The sequence below is a fragment of the Ktedonobacter robiniae genome, assembly GCF_016587375.1.
GTDB classification, from domain to species: domain Bacteria; phylum Chloroflexota; class Ktedonobacteria; order Ktedonobacterales; family Ktedonobacteraceae; genus Ktedonobacter; species Ktedonobacter robiniae.
Genome location: NZ_BNJG01000001.1, coordinates 2,801,543 through 2,826,926, shown reverse-complemented (window position 1 = coordinate 2,826,926; position 25,384 = coordinate 2,801,543). Strand labels below are relative to the sequence as shown.

At 53.1% G+C, this 25,384-nt stretch carries 20 protein-coding genes; 8 read left to right on the top strand and 12 right to left on the bottom strand.

Going from position 1 to position 25,384, the window contains the following annotated elements:
* Positions 1 to 39: 39 nt before the first annotated feature.
* A complete protein-coding gene (locus JMJ04_RS11900; RefSeq protein ID WP_201370705.1) occupies positions 40 to 522 on the bottom strand; it encodes a PaaI family thioesterase in 483 nt (160 codons plus the stop codon).
* Between the two features lie 362 nt (positions 523 to 884).
* Between JMJ04_RS11900 and JMJ04_RS11895 the strand changes: the two genes are divergently transcribed.
* Positions 885 to 1,616 (top strand): hypothetical protein, encoded by a 732-nt coding sequence (locus tag JMJ04_RS11895; RefSeq protein WP_201370704.1) that lies wholly within the window; start codon positions 885 to 887, stop codon positions 1,614 to 1,616.
* Between the two features lie 73 nt (positions 1,617 to 1,689).
* Here JMJ04_RS11895 and JMJ04_RS11890 read toward each other — a convergent pair whose 3' ends face one another.
* Entirely contained in the window at positions 1,690 to 2,502 is an 813-nt protein-coding gene (locus JMJ04_RS11890) for a phosphatase PAP2 family protein (protein ID WP_201370703.1), read from the bottom strand.
* Positions 2,503 to 2,691: 189 nt separating this feature from the next.
* Between JMJ04_RS11890 and JMJ04_RS11885 the strand changes: the two genes are divergently transcribed.
* Positions 2,692 to 3,588, top strand: coding sequence for a GNAT family N-acetyltransferase (locus JMJ04_RS11885; RefSeq protein WP_201370702.1), 897 nt, complete (start codon positions 2,692 to 2,694; stop codon positions 3,586 to 3,588).
* Between the two features lie 69 nt (positions 3,589 to 3,657).
* On the opposite strand, the gene JMJ04_RS11880 is transcribed toward JMJ04_RS11885, so the two are convergent.
* The gene (locus tag JMJ04_RS11880) at positions 3,658 to 4,905 is read right to left on the bottom strand and encodes a 3-oxoacyl-ACP synthase III family protein (RefSeq protein ID WP_201370701.1); all 1,248 of its coding nucleotides are present in this window, start codon (positions 4,903 to 4,905) and stop codon (positions 3,658 to 3,660) included.
* Between the two features lie 333 nt (positions 4,906 to 5,238).
* Between JMJ04_RS11880 and JMJ04_RS11875 the strand changes: the two genes are divergently transcribed.
* Positions 5,239 to 5,952, top strand: a complete 714-nt coding sequence (locus JMJ04_RS11875; RefSeq protein WP_201370700.1) for an MBL fold metallo-hydrolase — start codon at positions 5,239 to 5,241, stop codon at positions 5,950 to 5,952.
* A gap of 18 nt (positions 5,953 to 5,970) precedes the next feature.
* Here the strand turns inward: JMJ04_RS11875 and JMJ04_RS11870 are convergent, their stop codons facing one another.
* Positions 5,971 to 7,281 carry an FHA domain-containing protein gene (locus JMJ04_RS11870; protein ID WP_201370699.1) on the bottom strand — a complete coding sequence of 437 codons (1,311 nt, stop codon included), beginning with the start codon at positions 7,279 to 7,281 and terminating at the stop codon, positions 5,971 to 5,973.
* 641 nt (positions 7,282 to 7,922) lie between these two features.
* Here JMJ04_RS11870 and JMJ04_RS11865 point away from each other — a divergent pair.
* The 3 genes from JMJ04_RS11865 (at position 7,923) to JMJ04_RS11855 (ending at position 10,404) form a co-directional block, all read left to right on the top strand.
* On the top strand, positions 7,923 to 8,612 hold the full coding sequence (locus tag JMJ04_RS11865; RefSeq protein WP_040443605.1) for a response regulator transcription factor: 690 nt from the start codon (positions 7,923 to 7,925) through the stop codon (positions 8,610 to 8,612).
* A 284-nt stretch (positions 8,613 to 8,896) separates the two neighbouring features.
* Positions 8,897 to 9,904 carry a GspE/PulE/PilB domain-containing protein gene (locus tag JMJ04_RS11860; protein WP_201370698.1) on the top strand — a complete coding sequence of 336 codons (1,008 nt, stop codon included), beginning with the start codon at positions 8,897 to 8,899 and terminating at the stop codon, positions 9,902 to 9,904.
* 287 nt (positions 9,905 to 10,191) lie between these two features.
* Positions 10,192 to 10,404, top strand: coding sequence for a helix-turn-helix domain-containing protein (locus JMJ04_RS11855; RefSeq protein ID WP_201370697.1), 213 nt, complete (start codon positions 10,192 to 10,194; stop codon positions 10,402 to 10,404).
* A gap of 148 nt (positions 10,405 to 10,552) precedes the next feature.
* Here JMJ04_RS11855 and JMJ04_RS11850 read toward each other — a convergent pair whose 3' ends face one another.
* Both JMJ04_RS11850 and JMJ04_RS11845 read right to left on the bottom strand, forming a co-directional pair.
* Positions 10,553 to 11,497: a hypothetical protein gene (locus JMJ04_RS11850; protein ID WP_201370696.1), complete on the bottom strand. Its 945-nt coding sequence runs from the start codon at positions 11,495 to 11,497 to the stop codon at positions 10,553 to 10,555.
* 195 nt (positions 11,498 to 11,692) lie between these two features.
* Positions 11,693 to 12,883 (bottom strand): GAF domain-containing protein, encoded by a 1,191-nt coding sequence (locus tag JMJ04_RS11845; protein WP_201370695.1) that lies wholly within the window; start codon positions 12,881 to 12,883, stop codon positions 11,693 to 11,695.
* A 523-nt stretch (positions 12,884 to 13,406) separates the two neighbouring features.
* Here JMJ04_RS11845 and JMJ04_RS11840 point away from each other — a divergent pair.
* Complete coding sequence (locus JMJ04_RS11840; protein WP_201370694.1) at positions 13,407 to 14,366, top strand: methyltransferase domain-containing protein; 960 nt, start codon at positions 13,407 to 13,409, stop codon at positions 14,364 to 14,366.
* 352 nt (positions 14,367 to 14,718) lie between these two features.
* On the opposite strand, the gene JMJ04_RS11835 is transcribed toward JMJ04_RS11840, so the two are convergent.
* Positions 14,719 to 14,952, bottom strand: a complete 234-nt coding sequence (locus JMJ04_RS11835) for a hypothetical protein (protein ID WP_201370693.1) — start codon at positions 14,950 to 14,952, stop codon at positions 14,719 to 14,721.
* A gap of 771 nt (positions 14,953 to 15,723) precedes the next feature.
* On the opposite strand from JMJ04_RS11835, the gene JMJ04_RS11830 reads away from it, so the two are divergent.
* Complete coding sequence (locus JMJ04_RS11830; RefSeq protein WP_201370692.1) at positions 15,724 to 16,830, top strand: ABC transporter ATP-binding protein; 1,107 nt, start codon at positions 15,724 to 15,726, stop codon at positions 16,828 to 16,830.
* Between the two features lie 292 nt (positions 16,831 to 17,122).
* On the opposite strand, the gene JMJ04_RS11825 is transcribed toward JMJ04_RS11830, so the two are convergent.
* The 5 genes from JMJ04_RS11825 to JMJ04_RS11805 form a co-directional block, all read right to left on the bottom strand.
* On the bottom strand, positions 17,123 to 19,519 hold the full coding sequence (locus JMJ04_RS11825; protein ID WP_201370691.1) for a 3-hydroxyacyl-CoA dehydrogenase/enoyl-CoA hydratase family protein: 2,397 nt from the start codon (positions 19,517 to 19,519) through the stop codon (positions 17,123 to 17,125).
* Between the two features lie 2 nt (positions 19,520 to 19,521).
* Positions 19,522 to 20,721 carry a thiolase family protein gene (locus JMJ04_RS11820; RefSeq protein ID WP_201370690.1) on the bottom strand — a complete coding sequence of 400 codons (1,200 nt, stop codon included), beginning with the start codon at positions 20,719 to 20,721 and terminating at the stop codon, positions 19,522 to 19,524.
* Positions 20,722 to 20,874: 153 nt separating this feature from the next.
* On the bottom strand, positions 20,875 to 21,279 hold the full coding sequence (locus JMJ04_RS11815; protein WP_201370689.1) for a MaoC family dehydratase: 405 nt from the start codon (positions 21,277 to 21,279) through the stop codon (positions 20,875 to 20,877).
* Positions 21,280 to 21,554: 275 nt separating this feature from the next.
* Positions 21,555 to 23,345, bottom strand: a complete 1,791-nt coding sequence (locus tag JMJ04_RS11810) for an acyl-CoA dehydrogenase family protein (protein WP_201370688.1) — start codon at positions 23,343 to 23,345, stop codon at positions 21,555 to 21,557.
* 46 nt (positions 23,346 to 23,391) lie between these two features.
* The gene (locus JMJ04_RS11805; RefSeq protein WP_201370687.1) at positions 23,392 to 25,179 is read right to left on the bottom strand and encodes a long-chain-fatty-acid--CoA ligase; all 1,788 of its coding nucleotides are present in this window, start codon (positions 25,177 to 25,179) and stop codon (positions 23,392 to 23,394) included.
* Positions 25,180 to 25,384 lie beyond the last annotated feature (205 nt).

The window sequence follows — 25,384 nt, the reverse complement described above, 5'->3', positions numbered from 1 at the left end:
GGCCGCACGGCTCTTCGCTTTTCTCAACGATTGCTCCACTTATTTAGATGTGGGAGTAAAAAAATCACGCATGCCAGGATACTCTTGCATAATCTCATCAATAATCTGGTTCGATAGTGCCATAAAGGTTCCATGCGCCTCGGCCAGCACAACACTCTCGTCCTCCGCCAGGGTAAGGTAGCCAGATGCCTGCGACATACGCCCTCGCTGGAGACCAAGCTTCGCTCGGACACGCAACAGAGGTCCATAGGGAACATAGCGTCGATAGCGCACATCCAGGCGCCCGGTCATTGTCCAGGCGGGCGTATCGGTAAGCATAGTGGTGCGATTGAGGGCCTCATCTAGCACAGCGGCAACAATGCCACCATGAATGACTCCTGGGAACCCCTGGTGCTCAGCCTCAGGCCGAAAGTCCGAGACCACCGTATCCCCATCCAGGCGAAATACCATTTTGAGGCCATAGGGATTCCGTTGGCCACACACAAAACAGAGCTGATAATCAGTCGTATCATTCAATTCCATGATTATGTTCCTAACGTTTCTTTGGCATAAGCAAGGCGAATCTCTTCCCCCGGTTGAGTCTATCATAGTTACTGAGAAGGGGCAAACATACAGCCATCTGCGACCAGAAGCACAGAGGGCGAAACTACCCAGCACCCCTACACGTGCTTAATACAACGAACATCTCTTGCCTGGCAGGTTGCCTCTTGCCAACTGCCGTCACTATGGAGTATCTTTCTCATAATAGCTGTCACTATTCGCGCCCCCGAACCCAACAACAGTACGCGTATACTACTCCAGGTTGACAGCTTCAGGTATTTTTGCAGCCAGGCAATCGTTGTTATGTAGACGTCCGTGCATAGTTTTAGGAAGAGAAGTGCATTATGACAGTTACCAATCACGTGCAGGCCGCATCTCCCACTAATCAGAAAAAAGAGCGAAAAAAGCTTGCCAAGCGCGAAGCCAGGCTTATGCTAAAAATTGAAGAGGGCAAGAAAGAGGCTCAGAAGGCAGAGCAGAAGGTAGCCAAAGCTCAACAGCGCTTCGAGGAGGCTCAGGTGGCGCTCCACAATTTAGAGATGCAGCTACAACAGGTGCAAAACGCGCTGGAATCCATTCCAGGTGAGAAGAAAACCAACAAAGCTGCCAATGAAACAAATGAGCAGCCTCCTATCACATCCTCCGCACCTATCCTTGAGGAATTGACCGACACTCCCGTGACAAACACACTCGAGCAGGAGCACGCAGCGCTCCACGCCGGATCAGTCGCCCAGGACGAGCCAGCGCCCGAGCCAGTTCCCTTGAACGATATTCTTCAGGAGCTCACCCAGGAACACACCCCAGAAACCGTTTCAGCGCTCGACAATAGCCATGTGGAACCTGCAAACCAGGACAACACAGAGGAGCAGCCCGCTACCCAGGCCAATGTAGATCAACCACAGACCCAGGGGGAAGGAGGTGAGTCCTCCCCATCCTCAAGCACAGAGGAGGCGCCAACCACACAGGATCAGGCAGAGACACAAGAAGAGGATGAAACAGACGAGCAGGAAGAGACGCCAGAGCACGAGACATCCACTGGCCATAGCCATCGTCGCAGACGAAGCACTAACGCGTAAGTAGCATATACACAGAGAGGAGGGGAACGGCCATGTGATGCCGTTCCCCTCCTCTCTGTGTACCAGGCAGATCTTATGATGAATGAGCAGGATGAGCCTTAGCGGGCGTATGCTTATACTCAAGCACCCCTCGGCGCTTCAGGCGTCCATAGATCCAGAGCGTTATGGAGAGCAAGAAGAGGCCAATCATATAGGCCCCCAATACATCCGAGGCCCAGTGGTCACCAAGATAGACACGTGATGGCCCTACCAGGATCACAAACAATGCAGGTACAATCAGCAATACATAGTGCCACCAGCGGTCACGCTTAAAGAGAATCATCCCGAAGGAGAAGAGCAGGCCCCAGAAGGCAACATACCCCATCACATGCCCACTGGGAAAGCTTTTGCCGCCAGCGGCCTGTAGGATCTCGACCAGGTTGGTTGTCGGGCGTGGGCGTCCAATCCAGGCTTTGAACAGACCATTCAAGAGCGAACTCACAGTGGTATGCACGATGAGAATGATCGCCTCCAAACGCAAATTGACGATCCAGAAGATAATCGCCATCACAATAATTAGCAGGATTGACAATATAAGGCTGGTCCCAATATAGCTGACGGCCGTCATCAACACATCTAACCACGGAGTCCGTAACTCCTGAAGCTCCTGCGTAATAAACACATCGATATTGAGGACGGCATTAAAATGCACATAGGCGGCCAGGGCGCCAAAAAGCACAAGCATAATGGCATCAAACGTGATCAGGAAACTCGTCTTGCGTAAGACGCTCCACCAGGGAGAGCGCGACTCCTCTACCTCCTGCTGTGCCTTCTGCACTGCCTCCTGAGCATGGCCCTCAAGCTCTTTTACTGCCTCATCTTTAGAAGGTGGATTCTTTTCTGGCATGGCCTCCTCCTCTATGCCTCTAGCTAACTCTCTATCAAAAGTTGTAGTTGTCTACAGCGGAATTTATCTTTACGGATAGGTAAACGATACATATAGCACGCCCAGGACTGAGCAATGGTTGCGGAATATATTGACGAAAATGACGTTTTCTCGCTATAGTCAACACAGGAAAGGGAGGTATCACTGGTCATGTCACACATTGAAGTACGACCAGCGCAGGCCAAGGACCGCGAGGCGGTTCTGGCCTTCTGCGCACACACATGGGAACATGGAGATTATATCGAGCACGTCTGGAATGAATGGCTACAGAATCCAGCAGGGCAGCTTATTGTAGCCACAGTTGACAAACAACCTGCAGCCCTGGTGCATATGGAGATGCTTACGTCTGAGGACGCCTGGCTTGAGGGCCTGCGCGTCGCTCCAGAATTTCGCCGTCAGGGGTTGGCACGCAAGGTGAATGAGGCCGCGTTGGCCGAGGCTATGCGGCGCGGCGCGCAATATGCACGTATGGCCATTTCACATATCAATGAGCGCTCGCAGCAGGTGAGTGAAGGGGGATATTTTCGCCGCGTGGGGGCCATTCTCCCCTTTAATACCAAAGCCACGCCCGAGAAAATCACGCGTGTACATGGCAGCGATAAACCGCGCCTGGCCACGCTTGAGGACCTGGACGCCATCATTGACTTCTTAAATGCCTCGAATATCTTTCCCATCGTCGGAGGTCTCTACTACCTGCGCTTCCGCGCTTATCCCATCACGGCAGAGTTTCTAGAGAAAAAGATCAAGGCGCAGCAAATTTATGTTCTTCATCGCTGGGAACGCCTGGATGGGCTGGCCATCATTGAGGTGCGCGAGAACCCAACAGTAAGTCTCTCGGTCGGGTACATCGACGGAACCGCCATCGAAGCCATCAGCCTCATCGGCAACGAGCTACTCCAGCATGCAATCGAGATAGAGATCGAAAACGTACGCATCTACGCGCCCGACCTGGTTATTATGCGCGATGCCTTCGCGGGCCTGGGTTGTGAAGAGGCCATCGCCGAAGACAGCGAAGTCTATTATACCTACGAACGTGGACTTTTTTAACTGATGAAGAATATAATGATGCTGGCAGCCTGTGGCTGCCAGCATCATTATATTCTTCATCAAAAATTTCTAAGCGGGGTCGACCACAGCATCTACGTTTTTCAATCCTTGGTAACGTACAAGCCAGCAGCCATAGTTAAGCCCCCCACCTACCGCGGGGAGGGCCAGCCACTCGCCAGGATGCAGGCGGTCATTGCGCAACAGTTCAACCAGTGCGGTGCCAATACTCGCGTTGGAGAGGTTGCCATAGTAGCGGAAGTTATCGGCCAGTTTCCCCATGGTAGACTCAGGCCAGCCATAATCATTCATCAGCAGCTCACCCATGCGACGCGTAATGCGTGAGTTAGCTTGGTGAGGCACGATATGCTTCACATCATCATACTGCAAGCCCGAGTGACGCAGGAGCGCATCTACAGACTCTGCCATAGCCCGGGGAGCCTCACGAAAGACCTCTTTGCCGTTCATCTTGGTATAGCCCACATGGTACTGCGAGAGAAGCTGGCTTAACTCTTTCCCCTTGCCCTCTTTGAAGAGCTGGCGAATCCGCAGATCGACCTCGGCCATCTCCACCGAGTCTTTACGCAGCGGCGTCTGGTAGAAGAGGGAAGCTGCCTGGCGAGCATCAGAACCATTAATGACATAGGTTGGCTCGTCGCCACGCTCCAGAATGTAGGCCACGGCCCCCTCGCCAAAGAGCGAGCTGGTCTTCCAATCCAACACATTCATGATGTTGGGGAGTAGGCCCTCAGACATCACCAGCAACACGCGCCTGGCAGAGCTGGCGGCCAGTATCTCGGCACAGACCTGGAAGGCCTCCGTCTGGCAAGCACAGGCGCCCCGCAGCATGGTTGCGCGAATAGTTGGGATACCCAGGCGCATTCCCACCCAGCCTGCAATCGTCGGAAAGGCATCATTATCGGATGAGGAGGCACCAATGATTGTATCTATATCTGTGGCTTCCAGGCCCGCACTCGCCAGGGCGCGCTTCGCAGCCCCAACCGCCATATCAACAAGCGACTCATCTTCGGCCGCTTCGGGATCATCGATCAGGCCGGGAGCATCGCTACCAGCCATCCTCCGGCACAGAGCCATTGTACTGGCGCGAACATAACGGGTGCTCAAACCAGTAACGCGCTCCAGGTCCTCCGCCTTACGCGGATCACCAAGACAGGTCGAAATATACGCGAAAAATTCGTTTGTGATAATACCTTTAGGAGAATAATTCCCCAAACCCACAAGGCGAACCTGGGATTTGGTATAGGTCTGTGGCACAGCATAGGTATAGTGCGGCCATTGACCCTCAGGGGCTAGTGTCATTCGAAAAAGAACCTCCGTATCGAGGATGTACCACCTAATTTACCGTAAGTATAACATATGAGATCACTCCCTGCGTATAAGCTGATCTACGATGGGAGGCGGCCTCGTTTTCGGTAAGGGCAGAGAAAAAAAGCGTACAGTACATGGGAGTTTGCTCCTAAATAAGCATCTCATTGCTTTGTAGCAGGCCAGGTTTTATAATGCATTCTATCCAGGTTGTTAAATCATACCCTGCGCCCTCATCACCCCATATAGCTCTTCTTAGCAGCTACAGGGCAAGCCAGCAAGTATCCAGGGAACCCGATTGAAGGAAAGGAATGCATCCTAGAGCCTATGCATCCAACCAAAGCCAGGATGGTGCACACCATCACAGATCGCTTCTCTATGGCCAACACCTACCTCATCAACGATGAGCACCTGGTGGTCGTCGACCCTGGTTCTGAGTTGAATGTGCGCCTGCTCCACCACTACATTCAGCGCATTCTTGGTCGCAGTCCTCAAGACATAGACCTGGTTGTCTTTACCCACCTCCATCCCGATCATACGGCAGGTCTCGCGGCGCTCAAAGCCACCTGCTCGGCCCCCGTTGCGGCCTCGGCCCTGGTTAAGCAGCTCGCGCTCGATAATGAGAACAAGGGAAATGTCCTGCCACACATCAGTCATTTCGCCGGGCGGATGCTACCGGACTCTCTGCAACACCTCGATCTCTTCCCACCGGCCTATCTCCAGCAAATGCAATTGGTTGATATCTGGCTAGAGGATATTACGGGACTGCCTGAGCATCCTGAGTGGCGCGTCATTGCCAGTCCCGGGCATACTCCCGAAAGCCTCTGCCTCTACAATCCCTTCTCTCTGGAATTAATCTGTGGAGATACAGTGCTCACTAATGAAAGTGAGAGACCACGTCTACGCGCTGGAGCTAGCCGCCACCTCTTACGCGAGACGCTGCACGTCCTCCGTAGCCTGGATATTCATTACCTCTATCCTGGCCATGGGCGACCCATCCTCTCGCTCCACCCACTTCAACGCTATGAAATTGCGTGGTAAACACGTTCGCGTGGAGCACTACTTCTGGCGGCTAGGAAGCTTGATAGGGGCGGGACCAATGCCACTAATAGGCGCGGTATAGGGCCGGGGTGTGATCAGATGTGGCAGGGAAGAAGTATGAGCCACCAGCATCGAGATGTACTCCAGGCGAATGTTACCTACAGAGACGATATCGCCGCCTTGGAGCAAGCGAGGCTTGGTCAGGTACTCATCGTTGACGCGTGTCCCATTCCGGCTATTGAGATCCTGCACATAGTCGCCATCGGCCTGACGCAAGAATTGAGCATGCCGACGTGAGATCGAAGAGTCATTGATCACGATATCGCTCTCGATACCGCGCCCAACTGAGAGAACGGCCCGTTCGAGCATAAAGCTACGGCCCACCAGTTCACCATCACGAATGGTCAGCGCACCTCCCAGATTTGTCGAGGTCTGAAAAGGAGTTGGCGGCCTTGTTACCTCAGCAGTGTCCTTCCAATCTTCCGTTACTCGCCCCGAAAAGAGGACCGAAGCCCGGTCGGTGAGTGGCCTGGTTGCAGGCAGATCACGACTATTTCCGGTAGGGGTATCCTGACCCAGTTCACTGGTCAGGCGCCATTTGTGGTGCGCAAGAGGGTCACTCTCCTCTAGCGAAGCCTCCTGAGACTCAGCCAGCGCGAAGATAAAGCGGTGTGAGCCAACTTCAAGCAGGTCATTATGCTCCAGGCGTGCAAAGCCTTTGACACGCTGGCCGTTGAGCGAGAGGCCATTCATACTCCCACAATCTGTCACAAAGACCATGCCACGGTCCCACGCGATCTCGGCATGGTGGCGCGAGACCATATCGTCATCCAGCCAGATATCGCAGTTCTCATCACGTCCAATCGTCATAATCGCACGCTTGAAAGCCAGGCGCTGGCCTTGAAAGTTTCCATTCCGATACTCTAGCCAGGCCCAGGGCGTCTCCTCGCCAAAGACCAGCGACACGGGGTTACCTGGTATATAGCGGGGAGGAACATACGAGGCGCCAGTGGAATTCGAGCGTGTGGCAGCGGTCTGCACGGATGTGGATCTAAGGAGAGATTCCGCAACACGCGGTCGCGCTAGCGCCAGAAAGAGGGCGCTGGCCCCTACGGGTAGCAACCAACCACAAATAGCGAGATAAGCCAGGACGATCATCGCCTCTAGAAATGAGAGCGAGGTATGTGCGGCATGAAAATAAAGCGCATACCATATAAAGGCAGGAATTACCAGCAGGGCCGCTATTATGCAGGCGAAAGTGACAGCCTGAAGCTGACGCCGTGCCCCACGTTTGCGTATGTAGGCATAGAGAATATTGCCCACGAGCATACATAGGCAGCAGGCGACTCCACCGTAGCTACCCAGATAAAACCAGGTTGGGAAACTTGCTGTATTCGTTGTCTGCCTCCCTCAAGGAGCCATCCACTGCCGCTTTTATCACAACGAGGCACATGTCCTCGCTCCAAGCCCCCGCTTTGAAAGCGGAGGTACATGACTCCCAGCGTACACACATTCTTAGAGGATAGCTTCAGAAAAATGATATCATCTTGTTTCACCACAGACAAAATAGTAGGACTTGTGGGTGAAGTAGAAAATGCTTAAGATGCACATACGCCTTTCTACCTCTTCCTTTGCGCATTTTTAGGGACCATCTCCACTGAGGCGAGCTTGTGAACCAGGATAGATAAGGGAGAGCAGGCTTTTGCGGGACACTACTGGGCAGATGGCCAGCGAAATAAACCTGGAGACGGGTCAAATTGCCGTAATAAACAGAGCCAATTGCCCAAAAGAACTATTGATCATGACTATTCCTGTCACACATTGTATCATTATGTTACTCCCATAGTTGCGTCCCGTTGGGAACGTGAGACGCAGAAATGATGGGCAAAGTGTCTATAAGAAGACACGTCTGTACATCCTTGCATTGTAACGTAGGCCTGTAGTGTAGGAGGAAAACGTACGTGAAGATCATGGTAGCGGACGATGACCGCGACATGGTAGATATGCTGAGCTACTGGCTCAAAGGGCATGGCTACGAGGTCATACGCGCCTTTGATGGCGAGCAGGCAATCAAGCGTTGGCGTGAATCATTACCAGACCTGGTGATTTTAGATATTCAGATGCCTAAACTTGATGGTTTCGAGGTCTGTCGCCAGATGCGTAACGAAACCAACTCTATGGTACTTATCTTGACCGCTCACGACCGCGAAGACGACGAAGTCCGTGGCCTGGAACTGGGTGCTGATGACTATTTGCGCAAACCCTTCAGCCCGAGACAGCTCCTGGCACGCATTAAAGCCGTTATGCGCCGCGCAGGCAATGTACGTGGGGTCGCGGGCACCTCTACAGTTACTGTTGGACCAATTACGCTTGATGCGATGCGGCATGAGGTCACACGCGATGGCGTCAAAGTTCGCCTTACTCCTACTGAAAGCCGTTTACTCCATTTGCTTATTACTAATACAGGCCAGGTCCTGACCACAGATATGATCATCGAACGTGTCTGGGGCTACGATGAAACCGGCGACTCAGGCCTGGTGAAGACCCACATCCGCCACCTGCGCCAGAAAGTAGAGCCCTCTCCTAATAGCCCTCGTTTTATTATGACGGTCCCAGGAGTAGGCTATACCTTCACTGCCCCTGTGGCTATCGAACCTTAACCCGGCCCCTTAAGCTTTCAATTTGGGCACAAGCGACGACAACGATCAGGTATCCAGCCATACGCGAGACAACAATACATGGTTGGATACCACTCACAGAACACCATCCTCTCAGCCCTGCTTCTTAACCTGCCTTGGTGAATCTTAACCACTCTGTAACGCATTAACCATCACACCTTCGTCTTCTTCAATGATACACTTCCCTATATCCATTTGGGCAAATACACAGAAACAGTCAGAGAACCCCATGCCTCAAGGCATGGGTATCCAGAGGCAGAGGTCTGATGATTACAAGGCTAACAACAGGTGAGGCAGCCTCCGAGAAGCAGCATCTCAAGCGTACAAGCATAAAGTCAGCCCGAGGTAGGCGAGCTGTACGGCATCAGGGCGACCCCTGCACCTGCCAACTTTTGCCGCTCACGCATACAGAAGCGCTTCAAGAGATAAGAAAAGCAGAAGAGCCTCTCCTGGAGAACATTTTACTCCCAACAGAGCTGTTGCAGGAGGTACAACAACACATTCAGGAGTTGTTGGCACAGAGACAGCCCTTCAGCCTTTTTGTCCTGCATGTTGTGCAAGTTGAACGCCGAAGCACCTATGATGCCACCACACATAAGCATGTGTTCAGGCCTCCACATTGCAGTCATCCAGCACCTGGCTTTATGAGCCAACTTGAAGACAAGATCAAAGCCGTCCTACGCGGTAGTGATCAACTATGCACACACGGCGAAGGGAGCGCTCTGCTCTTCCTCCCAGGTGTTGGATCTGGAGGCGCCTACAACATTCTGGAGCGTATTTATGCACAGGTAGATCTACTGGAGGCCGAGACGATAATTCCTCCCCTACGGCATGAAACACATATTATCATCGGGTATGCCTCCTTCCCCGAACAGCAAGAGACCTATGAGGGCTTTCTCCAGCAGTTAGGGCGTTGCGAGCGACGCGTCACCTTGAAGCCACGTATGCTCTTACCAATCAGCGCCACATACAGCAGGCATAGTAACCTGTATCATCAGCCGCCAGCATACGAAGCAGCAATGCCATCCTCAGTCCCGTTTATGCACCTGCCAACCTGCCTGCCCAGGCGTTTGACACGCCTCATCCCCCATAGCGTTGCCTGCACCTTGCGCTGCGTACCTGTAGGCCGTGAACAACAGGCGCTAACCATAGCCCTGGCCGATCCCTCGGATCAAGAGAGTCTCGATTACCTGGCTCAGCTTACGCATATGACAATCTTTCCCGTGGCTTGCAAGCACGAGGAACTTGACATACTACTAGCCACAAAGTGGTAGTAGGAGTTACAAAGAAACCGAAAAAGGATATAATCAGAAAAAGGGAGACGAAGAACGTCTAGCAGGAAGATTTAATATCCGATAGCAGGCCAGTCCAGGGTAACGAATATCTAACCATGCTAGCGTTAAAATTAACCAGATCGCAACTTTTCCTTAACACAGTTTCACATCAACATTGGCTACTATAGTATGCAATGAGACAATTTATGTAACGTAATTTATCGTCTCCCGGATTACATCGTTAGTGGCAATTGTACTTATTTAACAATTCTTAAGGAGAACCTAACATGGTAGTTCAGATGATTCAGGATGATACCCTCTTAACCTTCAAGGAAGCAATGGATTACCTGCGCGTGAGCCGCTCCACCCTCTACCGCTTGATGTGGTCCGGGCAGCTTACTGGACACAAGGTCGGTAGCACCTGGCGTTTCTACCGCGAGGATCTGCGTGCATGCGTGGGACGCGAAATTTCCTCCGCTCCATTGGCAAATGCGCAGTAATTGATTTCCCTTACCCGTCTAAGTTTACTACATTTGCAGTTTTCCAGATTTATCTATATCGTTTTCATTTTTCAAAAACCTATTGCTGATTCATTGCAAAAAGGTGTAAACCAGGATCCTGGCTTACACCTTTTTTGTCTGGTTACACCTAAATCTGTTGATAATCTACAATCTTGTATTGGTTGTTGACCTTCTCGACGGTCAAGGTCACCGCGTACTTTAACTTTGAACGCGTGATATCGAAGGTGACCTTGAGATTGGAGAGCCCCTGCGCACTCGGCTGTGCTGAAACCTGGTTGGTGCGTGGCGTAAAGGAGAGTACCTGGCCATAGCGAGCATCACGCGCCTTGGCCTCGGCAATAAATTGCTCGCGCATGAGACCTTGCAAACGTCCTTTTGGCTCGATATAACTAAAAGCCTCATCGTAGTTACGGCTCTGAATAGCGGTGTAGTAGTTATTGATCGTCGTTAGTGAACCCGTGGTTTGCAACACGACAGGAGCCATGACCGATGAAGCTGTCCAGGTACACAAACCACAACTCACCAGAGCGATCACACCAAAAATAGCAAGCGAGAGCCATACCCACTTATTGGCCCTGCGTCGTACAGGAAGACCAGGCGCGGGAAAAGGCGCAAATGGAGGCGCGGGCGCGAACTGCGGCCCTCCCTGAAATTGCTGGGGGCCCTGTGGGCCAGGGTTTCCTCTTGCAGGGACGGGCGGAAAAGTTGACCAGGGCGTCTCTTCAGGCCGTGAAGGCGGTGCTGGCTCTCGTTCGACAGAGGTTGGCTCCGGCATCTGTGCGTAGAATGAGGGCGGGGGTGGATAAACCAGTCCACTCCGGATATCCTCCGCGGAGACCTCCTGTGCGGGCCTGTCTTCATTAGGAGCCGCTGCGACAGAGCCATACTGCTCAGATATGGTACCGGGCTGCTTATGCTCTTCCTCCTCAGGCACCATGTTTACAGATGGCGACTGGCTCTCTCCCTGTTGGGGAGGAGTTGCTTGTGAGGCGGTAGGCGCAGGATACTCGTACAATGGCTGAGCCGATTGACCAGGCCCTGTCTTGGCTTCTTCTTCTGGAGTCTGCTGCATAATAACTTACTCTTATCCAAATCCAAAAAATGAAAATTAGTCCCTTTACTGCTTATCCGAAAACCTGAGCGCGCTTGTCCTCGAATGGGGGAGCGCTAGTCGCGAGAGCGACGTTGGGTTTCGGAATAAGAACTTAGCCAGAAACAATTATGACTATAATACATTAACTATACGCCAGAGGGAAGGCGAAAGTTCTTACTGCTGCTCAAATTGTCTCTCCAGATCGCGACGCACATATATCTCGGCCTCGGCGCGTGACACGCGATGCTCACGTGCATAGCTCAATAGGCGCTGCACATAGCAAGAGGCCAGAATCTCGCGTTGCTCTACTAGACTAAGCATAGGACGTAATTTCAATTTTGTATAGGGGTAAAAGTCTTTATCCTGAAGCGCTGTCGCCAGAAGATGAGCCAGGTCGTCAACTGCTTTACAGGCGGTGGGGTCATCGAAGAAACGTGGCTGAGTGCTGGAGACCACAAGCGCCCCGGCGACTCTGCCACCACGCATGACGGGGGCCGCACATGAACTTGCCTCATGGGTATCGACTTCAACGAGGAGGCGAGCCGCTTCGTCCCGGCTATCCCAGCGCATCATGCGTTGCTGCATCACCGCCGACCCGGCAAGCGTCGTACTTCCCAGAAAGACGCGGCTATCAGTCGCTGGCGACCAGGGTTCGGTGCCACGGGCCAGCGCTTCATATAACGAATGAATAGTCCCATCGTCCTCGCAAGGAGGCATAAAAGAAGCATAGATGATGGTGATTCCCTTGTGCTCTGTATCCAACTGGAGCAGGGCATAATCAAAAATCGTCTGCGCAACTTGCCAGAGACAGTTGGCTGGATCAGCGGTGCTCGCAATCAACTCAAGGACACGGCGATAGATCTCGACCCGAATCTCAGGGATACTCGCCAGAATGTTCATATCAAGAACGCCTGGAAAGGTTTTGTTAATCGCCTGTATCATTGCCTGTCGATGCTCTGACATCACATCAGGAAGATTGCGTAAATGTGAGTGTCGAGGATCAGAGGTACCATTCATCCAACGGTAGATAGTATTCTCCGCGACATCCAACTCGCGTGAGATGCGCCCAATCTCAGCCCGGTTACGATGCAAAATAGCATGCAACGTACTACTAAATGGTGAGAGTCCCTTCTCATTAGCGCTATTGAGCACAGGAATATTATCGGCGGCGACCTGGCTCCCCTTGTGCGCTTGCACCGTACTTTTAGCATTCTCAGTACGCGAGAGGGTACTCTTACGTGGAGGGCGCGCTTGCTTCAGGATGGCTGTATTCTTGCGTTTTCCTTGCCCACTCCTCAAACTGCCACGCAATACATTCTCTTCCAGTTCGTTGCCTGGCTGTTCGGGATTGCGTCCTTTCTGCATACCAATAGCCCTCTTCCTTAGGGAGCCACATGCTCCATCTCTATTTATCTCACCCATTATAGCATAGAAACGGGACTTTATTGTAGATATTCACATGAAGAATAGATAAAAAAATGCAGGCAGTTATTTCACAAATGTGAATATTCAGCAGAAAAGAGCAGGGCGCATTCCTAGCAGACATCCTTTTTTTCTTCACCGAGGCCCCACCACTTATCCTCTTCAATTAACCCGGTTGTACAAGTTATCGCAGGCGAGCACTGCAGGCATGAGGCATCTCGCCCAAAACATAGAGGGTTAGCTCATAAGAGAGAGATGCTATATACGTTCCTATTGCAAACGCATCATTTATATTATCACTTATAAAATACATTTGATTAAACAAAGACACATTACAATGTATACACTAACTTCATACAATGTTGCACATCTATTGATTTTTCATCCATCGATATGTTAATATTACTGCTGTTAATGCTCGTGCTGAGAATTTTGTATCTGGTTGGAAGGTTAAGGTTAAGTGTTAATGGCGGGAAACAATCTCATTCACGTAAATGATTACGGTTTACCTCTCAATGCAATTGAATGGTTGGAGACACACCATCAAAGCAAGGCCAGCGAACGCATCAATATGATCCAGGAAATCGCCCTCCCACAGGGAGGATTTATTGTTGATGCGGGTTGTGGACCAGGGCTCTGGACACCAATGCTGGCCAAGGCCGTTGGCCCAGAGGGGCGTATCCTTGGCGTTGACATCTCAGATGAATCGCTCCACGTTGCGCACCAGCGAAGCATAGGTGCCTGGTATGAGGACCAGGTTGAATATCGACGGGCTGACCTGGAACAACTTCCCATTGAACTCAATACAGCGGATATCATTTTCAGTGCAAATGTCAGCCAGTACTTTCCTTCACCAGTGAATACCTTTGCCGCCATGCGACCCTACCTCAAATATGGTGGACGCCTGATTGTGAAGGATATCGACTTCGGCACTATGCGCTTTGGTGTTCTGAGTCAGGCACTACAAAAACGTGTCTTGCGCGCACGACAAAAGTGGGAGGAGAAGCGGGCAGCTCTGGGGTACGCACATGAAGATAGCTGGATCGGTTCCAAGCTCCAGCACTACTTGCGCGAGGCAGGATATGATGCGGTGGTTGAACACGCCTATCCCATTCGCCGACATTCTCCCCTGACGCCTGAATATCGTTCTTATCTTCAGGGGATCGCTGAGTGGTTTCTCTGCGAGGGCGCACCTTTTCTCTCCGCAGCCGATAAAGCACAATGGAGACGCAGCTTCTTCTCGGAAGAAAACTGCATTTTTGACCATCCCGACTTCTTCTGTGAAGAAGTAGAGTATGTCGTGAGTGGCGTCCGCAATATACAGAAAGAAACGCTATTCGACGAGCAAGCCAGGACACAAATAGATACACATTTGCATACATTTGTCTTTGAACCGGGCTCCTTAACACCATCACTCTCACGCTAAAAACTGCCCTCTCCGTGAATGGAGGAGCGAAGTAAGTGTCACGCAGACAACCTTCGACACTTTATTCTGTCAGTTCATAGCTGAAACCGCCTTATAGCGGCGCATAGCTCTTTCTGATCAAAGAACTATGCAGGCTACATGTTTCGTGAGTTGCGCCCAGGGATTGTATTTATACATTGTGACGTACATTGTAAGATGTATTGTTTGACAACGTATAAATACAATCCTCTTTTTTGGCGCTTTATCATACCAGCCAGCACAGATACAAAAAGGAACCCATTTTCAGGGTTCCTTTGTAGAGAGATGAAATTGATATCACTTTAGAAAATGTGGCACACCATCACCCGCGAGCCTAATGGCAGCTCCCTAGTTTATCGGCAATCATCGCAATGGCAACATCCCCCACCAGTGATTGTAACTGGTTATGGAGCTGTCCCATATTCTCCATTCGCGCAGTAATAAACTCATGTTGTGACATACCGTAAGAAATCTCAGATAATCCGCGTTGTGCTGCCTCATATTCTGCGCTTATCTGCGACAATAAGCGCGCAACCTCGCTGCGCTGTTCCTGTGCCTCTAGCATCATTCATTCCTCCACTGTCCCTATGGGTGGACTGCTTTTCCGCGTTTTACTCTCTTACCTATACTTGCACATATGTACATACAATGTTTCTCTTTTGTAGTCACATACTGTGCATTGCACGTTAATAGTATGCATGAAGTTGCATCTAATTGTCTAGTGTTTTTCTCTTGAAACAGCTTATACACAAGAAATCTTCATACAATTTTTACACATTTTTATGTAATATGCCTACATTGTCATAACAAAGGAGAAACGTTTTATAAAGCCACTTCAATAAGCTAAAACCGCTAAAATTTCCCCAGACTGTTCCTCTAGCCTTAACAAAAAGATACTCAGAAATAGGCAGGTACTTGAGTACTAATTCTCCCTCATACATTCTCACTCATACAATGTCGATTACTCTCTCCTCCAATGGCAATACATATAGAGACTACATAGCCGACATCTTATTAAAATTTCATAAAGGCCCAGATTTGAGCAACCATGCTTTTTTATCAAAATTAGCCTATGCTTCTTGTTAAAGTTGTGTTATACTAATTTTATTGTTAGCCTGCCGGCTGGAAACAATGAAGTATACTTTTAGCGGAGCCGGTAGGTAGAAGCTATGTCGATCTCCCTTTAAGCAGTGATTTATATAGACGAATCTCTATAAAAAAGATCGCTCTACTTCACGCTTGACGCGGCATAGCACTAAGCAGGAGCTTCATTCTATATGAAGAAGGGTAACAGTAAGCAAAGCTGCGAACTGTTACGAAGCGAAAGGAGTATCCCTTCATGGCTCGTGTCCAATTTGAGAACATCTACAAACGCTTCGGCAAGGTAGAAGTCGTCCATGATGTCAGCTTTGATATCAAGGACAAGGAATTCATGGTCCTGGTCGGCCCCTCCGGTTGTGGTAAGAGTACCTGCCTGCGTATGGTTGCAGGTCTTGAGGAGCCCAGCGAAGGCCAGATCTACATTGGTGACCGCATGGTTAATGGCGTCGATCCTAAGGATCGCGATATCGCCATGGTCTTCCAGAACTATGCGCTCTATCCTCACATGACTGTATTTGACAACATGGCCTTCGGTCTGAAATTGCGCCACTACCCCAAAGCAGAGATCAAAAAGCGCGTTGAAGACGCAGCCGGGCAGCTCGGTCTCGAAAACCTGCTCAAGCGTAAACCCAAAGAACTCTCCGGTGGTCAGCGTCAGCGCGTTGCCCTGGGTCGCGCGATTGTCCGCGAGGCGCAGGTCTTCCTGATGGACGAGCCACTCTCCAACCTGGATGCCAAGCTGCGCGTTGAGACACGTGCGAATATCATCAAACTGCACCAGCGCATTCAGACAACGACTATTTACGTTACCCACGACCAGGTCGAGGCTATGACCATGGGTGACCGTATTGCAGTCCTGAATGGCGGCGTTATCCAGCAACTGGGTACACCACAGGACCTGTATGATCATCCCGCGAACATGTTCGTCGCTGGCTTCATTGGTACTCCTACCATGAACTTCATCCCCGGTGCGAAGGTCGTTGGTGAAGGCGACCTGACCAAGCTCGTGCTTGAGGGTATTGGCCAGATTGAGTTACCTGCTGAGCTGGCCAAGCTCGCTCGTGACGCGGCTGGCCGCGAGTTGACCTTCGGTATCCGCCCCTCACACCTTGAGGATGCGACCCTGGTCGGCGAGAGCAGCACCCGCTCCAGCATCGACGGCACAGTTGACGTGGTTGAGAACCTCGGTAACGAGCTCCAGGTCTACCTGACCGCTGGCGGCAAGAGCCTGATCGCGACGCTCGATCCTCGCTCCCGCGCGGTTCCCGGCAACAAGATCCGCCTGTATGTCGAGAGTGATCGTATTCACCTCTTCGATACCGCGACCGGCGAATCCATCTTCTAAGCAAGATTATAAAAAGCGAGGCACCAGTAGCAAACTTGCTACTGGTGCCTCGCTTTTTATAGTGTGGTAACTTCTCAGCGCCTACGGCGCTTCGCGGGAGTAAGAATATGTGACGGCGGTCCAGCTGAGCTGGACCGCCGTCACATATTCTTACCAGATGAAATACGTGATGCTTGCTTCCTACAAAAAAGGTGTCCTACTCAAACTGAGCAGGACACCTCACTAAAGGGTTGGGGAACCGTAATAACAAACGCTAGAGAAAAATCTACGGCTTAAGCGCTTGCCTGGTTTGCTAGTTGCGCAGGGGCTTGCCTGTCATCAGGATAGCCTGCATACGCTCCTGGGTCTTCTCCATGCCGCAGAGGCTCAGGAAGGCTTCGCGCTCCAGGTCGAGCACCTGCTGCTCCGTTAGCGGTGTGAGGGGTGAGCAATTGCCACCAGTCAAGACGCGGGCCAGGTGGCGCGCGACAACAGCATCATGTTCACTGACCTTTCCGGTAAGCAGCAGATTATCTACCTGCTGCTCCAGGACCAGACGCGCGCCAGAACCTGGCAGGATCATCAGCTGAGGCTGGGCAGGCTGCCACTTACCGGCGGCCTGGGCCTCAGCCAGTTGCAGGGCGTCCGCCTTGGCGTCACGCAGGAGTACGGCACGGCCGACACTCAACCTGTCCGTCTTACGCAGGAAGCGTAGCTCCTGGGCCTCGACCGCGCTGGTCGAGACGGTGGCCATGGCGATGGTCTCAAAGGCCTTACGCGATGGGGTGAAAGGACCACCCGTCTTGCCTGCCTTCTGGCGCTCCAGGTCGGCTCCATGACGCAGAAGAAGCTCTTTACAGCCGCCACCTGCTGGCACCACGCCAACACCCACTTCGACGAGACCCATATACGACTCGGCCAGGGCGCGCGTATGGTTACAATGCATAATGATCTCACAGCCACCGCCAAGCGCACGGCCAGTCGGTGCGGCCACAACAGGGATGGAACTATACTTGAGCATCTGGTTCGCCTGCTGTAACCCGTTGACGGCGTTATTGATCATATCCCATTCCCCCTGGCGCGCCCCCATGAGCACGAGGAAGAGGTTCGCGCCAGCCGAGAAGTCAGGAGCATCGTTTGCGACGACCAGGGCGCGGAACTGCTTTGGCCCCTCCTCAACGGCATAGCGGATCATCTCGATGATGCCCTCATCAATGGAGTTCATCTTGGTATGGAACTCCAGGCAGGCCACACCATCACCCAGGTCGATCAGGGCGGCCGAGCCGTTGTCACGCACAACCTTGTCGCTAGCTTTAAGCGCGGTGAAGGTGATGCTGCCCGCTGGCACAGGCACCAGCTTATAGGTATCATCTTTGAAGTCAAAGTACTGGCGGACACCGTTGGTCTCGACGTAGAATGTCCCCTGCCCCTTTTCGCGCACGCGCTGGACCAGTTCGGGCAATTCGCGTCCCTCAAAGGTCTTCTCCAGCACCTGGGGATTCTTGAGCAGGAGATCCCAGACCTCAAAGCTACCAAAGTCGAAGTTAAAGCCCCAGCGCATGGCCTCATCGACCGCGACGACGCTATCGGCTATCTCAACCGCCAGGGTCGCGGCATAGATCAGGGAGTCCGCCGTGGTCTCGCGGGCCAATTTCCCGCCTTTGTCATCGCCATTGAGCATGGCAAGCACACGCTGCGCCGGGTCGTCATAATTGCGTGCCGTGCCAATGGAGGCCAGGCGCACCTTCTGCTTCGGCCCATACTCCAGCGTCTTCAGATCCAATTCAAGGATCTCTGAGCCGCCACCGGGCTGCTTCACGCGCTTATAGAAGCCCTGCCCGCTCTTCTCCCCAAGCTTGCCTTGAGCGACCATCTGGCGGATGATCTCCGGCAGCTTAAACGTCTCACGCCAGGGGTCTTCTGGCGCGTTCTGATAGAGGTTGTCGGCGACATGCGCCAGGGTATCCAGGCCCGAGAGGTCGGCTGTGCGGAAAACGGCTGATTTCGGGCGTCCCATGGAGGGGCCAAGGATGGCATCCACCTCACCAACGCTATAGCCCTCGGCCAGCGCGCGGTGAATGGTCGAGAGAAAGCCGTACACACCAACACGGTTGGCGATAAAGTTCGGGGTATCCTTACACAGGACCACGCCCTTACCCAGCACTTCCGTCCCAAACTCGCGCATAAAGGGCAGGAGCGCAGGATCGGTATCGGGCGTGGGAACCAGTTCTAGCAAGGGCATATAGCGCACGGGATTGAAGAAGTGCGTGATCAGGAAATTGCGGCGGAACTCGGGGCCACGCCCCTCGATCAGCTGGTGCGCGGGAAGGCCCGAGGTGTTCGAGCTGATGATGGTATGAGGCGCCAGCACCTTCTCCAGGCGCTCATACAGAGAATGCTTGATATCGAGACGCTCGACGACGGCCTCAATGACCCAATCCACCTCGGCCAGCGCCTGCAAATCATCCTCAATATTACCAACCGTTACCAGTTGCGCCCCGCGTTTGGTATAGAAGGCGGCTGGCCTGGCTTTGAGAGCCTTCTCCAGGCCAGTACGGGCCACAATGCTCCGATCTTTGGCATCTGGAGGCACAATATCTAGCAGCAGGCTGGGGATGCCAACGTTGGAGAGATGGGCGGCGATAGCCGCGCCCATCACACCAGCGCCGATCACGCCTACTTTGCGAATGCGATATGGCGTGGTAGACATGACTATGAAATCCTCTCGATCAAGGTGGCAACGCCCTGGCCACCGCCGACGCACAGCGTGGCAATACCCAGCGTCTTATTCAGAGTCTGTAGATCATTCACCAGGGTGGCAATCAAGCGGGCACCGCTACAACCCAGGGGATGTCCCAGGGCAATCGCGCCACCGTGGGGATTCAGCTTCGCCTCATCATCAAGGCCTAGTTCGCGGATTACGGCCAGGTTCTGCACAGCGAAGGCCTCGTTCAGCTCGAAGACATCGATATCGCTTAGTTGCAGGCCCGAGCGCTGGAGAACTTTGCGCACTGCGGAGACGGGTCCAATGCCCATTATGTCCGGGCGTACGCCAGAGACAGCCATGGTGCGAATGCGGGCCAGGGGCGTAATCCCCTGCTCACGCGCCTTCTCCTCGGACATGATCACAACAGCGGAGGCACCATCATTGAGCGGGCTGGAGTTACCAGCGGTCACGGTGCCACCTTTGATAAAGGCGGGCTCCAGGCTGGCGAGCCTCTCAAGCGAGGTATCTCGGCGTGGTCCCTCGTCGATCTCCATCACGCGCCCATCGGGCAGGGGCACGGGCACGATCTCGCGCTTGAAGATGCCCTTCTCAGTCGCCGCAATGGCGCGCTGGTGGCTGCGCAGTGCGAAGGCATCCTGAGCCTCGCGACTGATGTTATGCAGGCGCGCCAGGTTCTCGGCGGTAATACCCATGGGCATATAGCTGGCATAACCATACTCAAGCTCACAGGGCGGGAGATACGACTCGGCCTTTTCGCCCTCACGCGGCGGAACCAGACGTGGGTTAAAGCTGGGGTTAAAGCCGCCCATAGGCACGCGGGACATGTTCTCAACGCCGCCTGCGATAATCACATCTCCCAGGCCAAGCATGATGCTCTGCGCGGCCATGTTCACTGCTTGCAGGCTGGAGGCACAGAAACGATTGACAGTTACACCACCAGCGGTCTCGGGCAGGTCAGCAAGCGCGCCTACAATACGCGCCAGGTTCATGCCCTGCTCCCCTTCAGGGAAGGCGCAGCCAAGGATCAGATCTTCGATCAGAGAGCGATCCAAGTTCGGCACACGCTCAACGGCGGCTTTGACCGCTAGAGCGGCGAGGTCATCGGCACGTACATCTCTTAGCACGCCTTTATTCGCGCGCCCAATAGGAGTGCGTACAGCACTCGCGATCACGGCTTCTGGCATTATCTCTACTCCTTTGTGAGAGTGAATCGTTATTTTACAGTGAGAAAAACGAGTAACGACGCTGCTAAAGCACGCGTCTACATATGAGCACGGAGCATCTCGCGCCTTGATATGTAGACGCGTGCTTTAGCAGCGTTGTGCCAACACCCTGTATTAGTCGCATGGCACACACATCTCATCTGGCTCGAGGTCACGCACAACTCCCTGTGTCTCGCCAGCCAGAACACGTTTGCCATGCTGATTGAAGCAGGTGAAGATGGAAGTCATGTGTGTCCGCCCAGCCTGCTGCTCAAGCTGAGTCACTGTGACGATACAGCGGACGGTATCTCCAGCATAGACGGGGCGTAGAAAATCAAAATTGAGCGAACGCGCGATATAGTTCAGGTCCCCGCCAAGTTTGGTGGGAAGTGTCGCGGTAAGCAATCCATGCACCATGACACGTCCTTGCTCATCGGGGAGGATATGATGCGCACCCTTGTCGCCTGAGAGGTGAGCAAAGAGCCGCACCTCATCCAGGGTAAATGTACGCTCCCAAGACTTCGTATCTCCAACCTGCATAGCAAAACTCCTCTTCGTATTGTGGCAGTACGCGATAGAGGTGCTACAACTTCCTGGTTTAGCTCAAGAGGGGGGCACTAATCCCTCGTTGAGGACGAAAAGAGAGAACAGGACGTGGGGGGAGGAGTGACTCCCCCCCACATCCCACAACCAGGAGCTAAGAATGTAGGGTATTTGCTTGTGATTGCTACTTAAACGGAAGCTAATCCCCATTCGGGGCGCGGCGTCACTATCGTGGTTAGCGCTCCGCGCTCAGGGTTTCCGATAGGTAGATCCTAGAGGGAGAAGGGGTAGCCCTGCTTCTCAACTACGATAGAAGCGATCTCGCGCTGGAGCGCAACGCCATTGATCGCATAGTCGCCCACGTAGGTACGCACACGCTCCAGAACTTTGGCGACGCGTCCCTCGTCAATGTAGGACATCAGGAGTTGATCCAAGTTGGCACGGATGCGGGTAAAGGCCAGCCAGGAGGCGAGTTGCGCCAGTTTGACATGGGTCGCGCTCTCGGCATCACCACGACGCACGGCCTGGATGGCACGCGCCAGGGCGCTATCGACCGCGTACAGATCGATCAGCAGATTCGCCAGGTACTCGATAAACTCCTGCTCCTGCTCAAGGGCCTGCATATACTTCATGGCCACGTTGACGGCGGCATAAATGGTGGCATCCTTCGAGCGCTCAAGAGTGTAAACGGCCTCGCGCAGTTCGGCAGGCACATTCTCATCAGCGCCATTCGACGGCTGATTGGCCTTAATGCGCCCCTCAACCTGGGGATAGATGGTCATCAAACTGACCTGACCCTTTATTGCGCGGCGGAAGAGCGTGCCCGAGGCCACCATGCGGTTAATCTCATTCGTACCCTCAAAGATACGCTGGATACGCGCATCGCGATAGGCCTTCTCGATGGGGTACTCCTTCATGAAGCCGTAGCCACCGAAGATCTGTACGCCCTCGTCAACCACCATAGCCAGGACCTCGCTACCGTGTACCTTGGCCAGGGAAGCCTCAATGGCATAATCCTCAACGGCTTTGAAGATGGCATCTGTATTGTCGCCACCGCTATGCTGCGCGTTGGAGATGTTGGCGGCGGTGCGGAAGACCTCGCTCTCAGCGGCATAGGTCTCGGCGGCCATACGAGCCAGCTTCTTCTTGATCATGCCGAACTCATGCAGGAATTTGCCGAAGGCCTTGCGCTCATTGGTATAGGTCGCTGCCAGCTTTAAGGCGTTGCGCGCACCACCAACGGTACCGGCACCCAGTTTGAGGCGGCCAATGTTGAGAATGTTAAAGGCGATCTTATAACCCTTGTGGATCTCGCCCAACAGATTCTCGGTAGGCACCTTGACATCCTGAAGGATCAGCTGGCGTGTCGAGGAGCCCTTGATGCCCATCTTATTCTCTTCGGGTCCAGTAGTGACACCCGGCCAGTTGGCCTCGACAATAAAGGCGGAGGGGCGCTCATTGCCGATGCGGGCAAAGGCCACGAAGACATCGGCGAAACCAGCATTCGAGATCCACTGCTTGGTGCCATTGAGAATATAGTATTTGCCATCCTCGGAGAGTTCGGCGCGCGTGCTCAGACCCATGGCGTCAGAGCCAACGCCCGGCTCAGTCAGCGCATAAGCGGCGATCCATTCTCCGGTCGCCAGCTTGGGCAGATAGGCCTGCTTCTGCTCCTCGGTACCGTAATAGACAATGGGGAGCGAACCAATGGTGGTATGCGCACCAAAGGCCACGCTAAAGGAGGCCTCCTTCTGCTGCGAGGCGACCAGGACACTGGTCAGCAGGCCCAGTTCCGCGCCACCATACGCCTCGGGGATTTCAATCATCAGCAGGCCCTGCTCGCCAGCTTTCTTCAGCAGGGAGGGCATAACGCCCGGCTCCTGGCTCTCGATGGCGTCGAGTTTGGGCAAGACTTCGCGCTCGACGAAGGTCACGCTGGACTCTTCGAACATGCGCTGATCTTCGTCACGCTGTTCCGGGGTAAATATTCTATCCGCGCTCTCACTGACGGGAGTCGTCAAAAAGGCTGTTCCAGCTTCAGTTGGCTTCATAGTTGTCGACATAGGTTCCCTTTCTCCTTTGGAGTAGAAGTCAAACGCATCTATGCGGCTATGCTTGTTTTTCAACACGAAGTTCGCGCCGAAGGACCTTGCCGACAAGTGTTTTCGGCAGATTTTTGCGGAACTCCACAACCTTAGGCACTTTATAAGCGGTTAATTCTTCTTTACAGAAAGCGATAATTTGCTGGCGAGTTTCTTCAGAGGGCGCGACGCCGGGCTTGAGCACGATAAAGGCTCCCACTGTCTCGCCACGATACTCGTGGGGGACAGCGGTGACGGCGGCCTCAACAACCGAAGGGTGGCGGAAGAGCACCTCCTCGACCTCGCGCGGATAGACGTTAAAGCCACTGGCAAGGATCAGATCCTTGGCCCGGTCAACCACGTAGAAAAAGCCATCTTCATCCATGCGGCCAATATCGCCCGTGCGCATCCAGCCGTTGCGGAAGATATCCGTGGTCTCCTCTGGCTGATTCCAGTAACCCTGCATAATATTGGGACCCTTGACCACGATCTCGCCAATCTCATTGACGGGAAGCAGTTCGCCAGTGGCAATGTTCATGATCGCAGCCTCGATCTCTGGGAGGGGAAGACCAATGCTGCCGCCGCGCCGATTATCATTCAGTGGGTTGCAGTGCGTCACAGGCGCGGCCTCGCTCAGACCATACCCCTCGACCAGCTTGGCCCTGGTCGCGGACTCAAAATCCGTCTGTACTTTGGCTGGCAAAGGAGCTGCGCCACTGATACAATATTGGATAGAGCTAAGGTACTCGGGATTCTTGCCCGCCTCGCGCAAAATCGCGATATACATCGTCGGAATCCCCGGAAAGAGTGTTGGACGCGTCCGCCGAATTGTATCCAGAACCTCATCGGGCTTGAAACGAGGGATAAGGACCATCGTTGCCGCGATCAGAATCGAGAGATTCATGCCGACCGTCAGACCATAGGCATGGAAGAAAGGAGCGGCACATAGCGTAATTTCCTGGGCATCGCGAGCCATAGTTGTCCAATAGCGCGTCTGCATAGCATTGGCTATCAGGTTGCGGTGCGTAAGCATAGCACCCTTGGAGAGACCAGTGGTGCCACCTGTATATTGCAGGAGGGCCAGGTCATCGCCCTTCGCCGCTTGGGGCAGGCTAAACAACTCAATGCCGCCACGCGTGGCATGTGACTCTAACATGGTGCTCATGATATGTAGCGACTCATCGCCGCGCCGCTCTTTTTCAGATAAGAGCGGACCCGACTTATTCGTGCCACGATGGCTCAGGGGATAGAGAGTGCGCAAGACGGCTGGCAAGTAATCCGAGGGACTGGTTAAAATAACATGCTCAAGGGCTGTTTCCTTGCGTATCTCGCGTACAACAGGATAATAATCATCGAGCATAATCAGGACGCGCGCGCCAGAATCGGCCATCTGGTGACGCATCTCATGCGCTGTATACAGTGGATTGGTAGGAACGACAACCGCGCCCGCACGCAATGCCCCGAAGAAGGCAATCGGGTACTGGGGAATATTTGGCAATGCGATGGCCACACGGTCGCCCTTGTGAATACCTAGCTTTTGTAAGCTAATCGCAAAGCGATTAGCCAGGTGCGAGAGCTGAGCATAGGTCAGCTTGGCGCCAAAGTAGCTGATAGCGCAAGCGCTTGGGTAGCGACTGGCAGTCGTGTCGAGCAGAGACGTTACAGCGCGATCAGGAATATCAAGAAGAGCGGGAACACCTTCCTGGTAGTGACGTATCCATGGTCGCTCCCGAAGAAGTTCTTCGCGTCCATCACTGGTAAGAGTAGAGAAACGCTGCTGCTCTGGGGTGTTGTTGATTAAAGATGGGTCAGACATTTAGCCAAAGCTCCTCTCCATAGGGGGACATCATCCATGCGACGCTCTGAGCGACTACTCTGTCGCGGCGATAAGCACCAACAACCCATTTCTCCTTTCTCTAATTATATGGCGCGTATAGAGTAATAGCCACGTTGCCAGCTAACAAATTTTTGGGCATAATAGAGTATAGCTAACGAAAAAGGGATCATCATAGAGAGAGTAA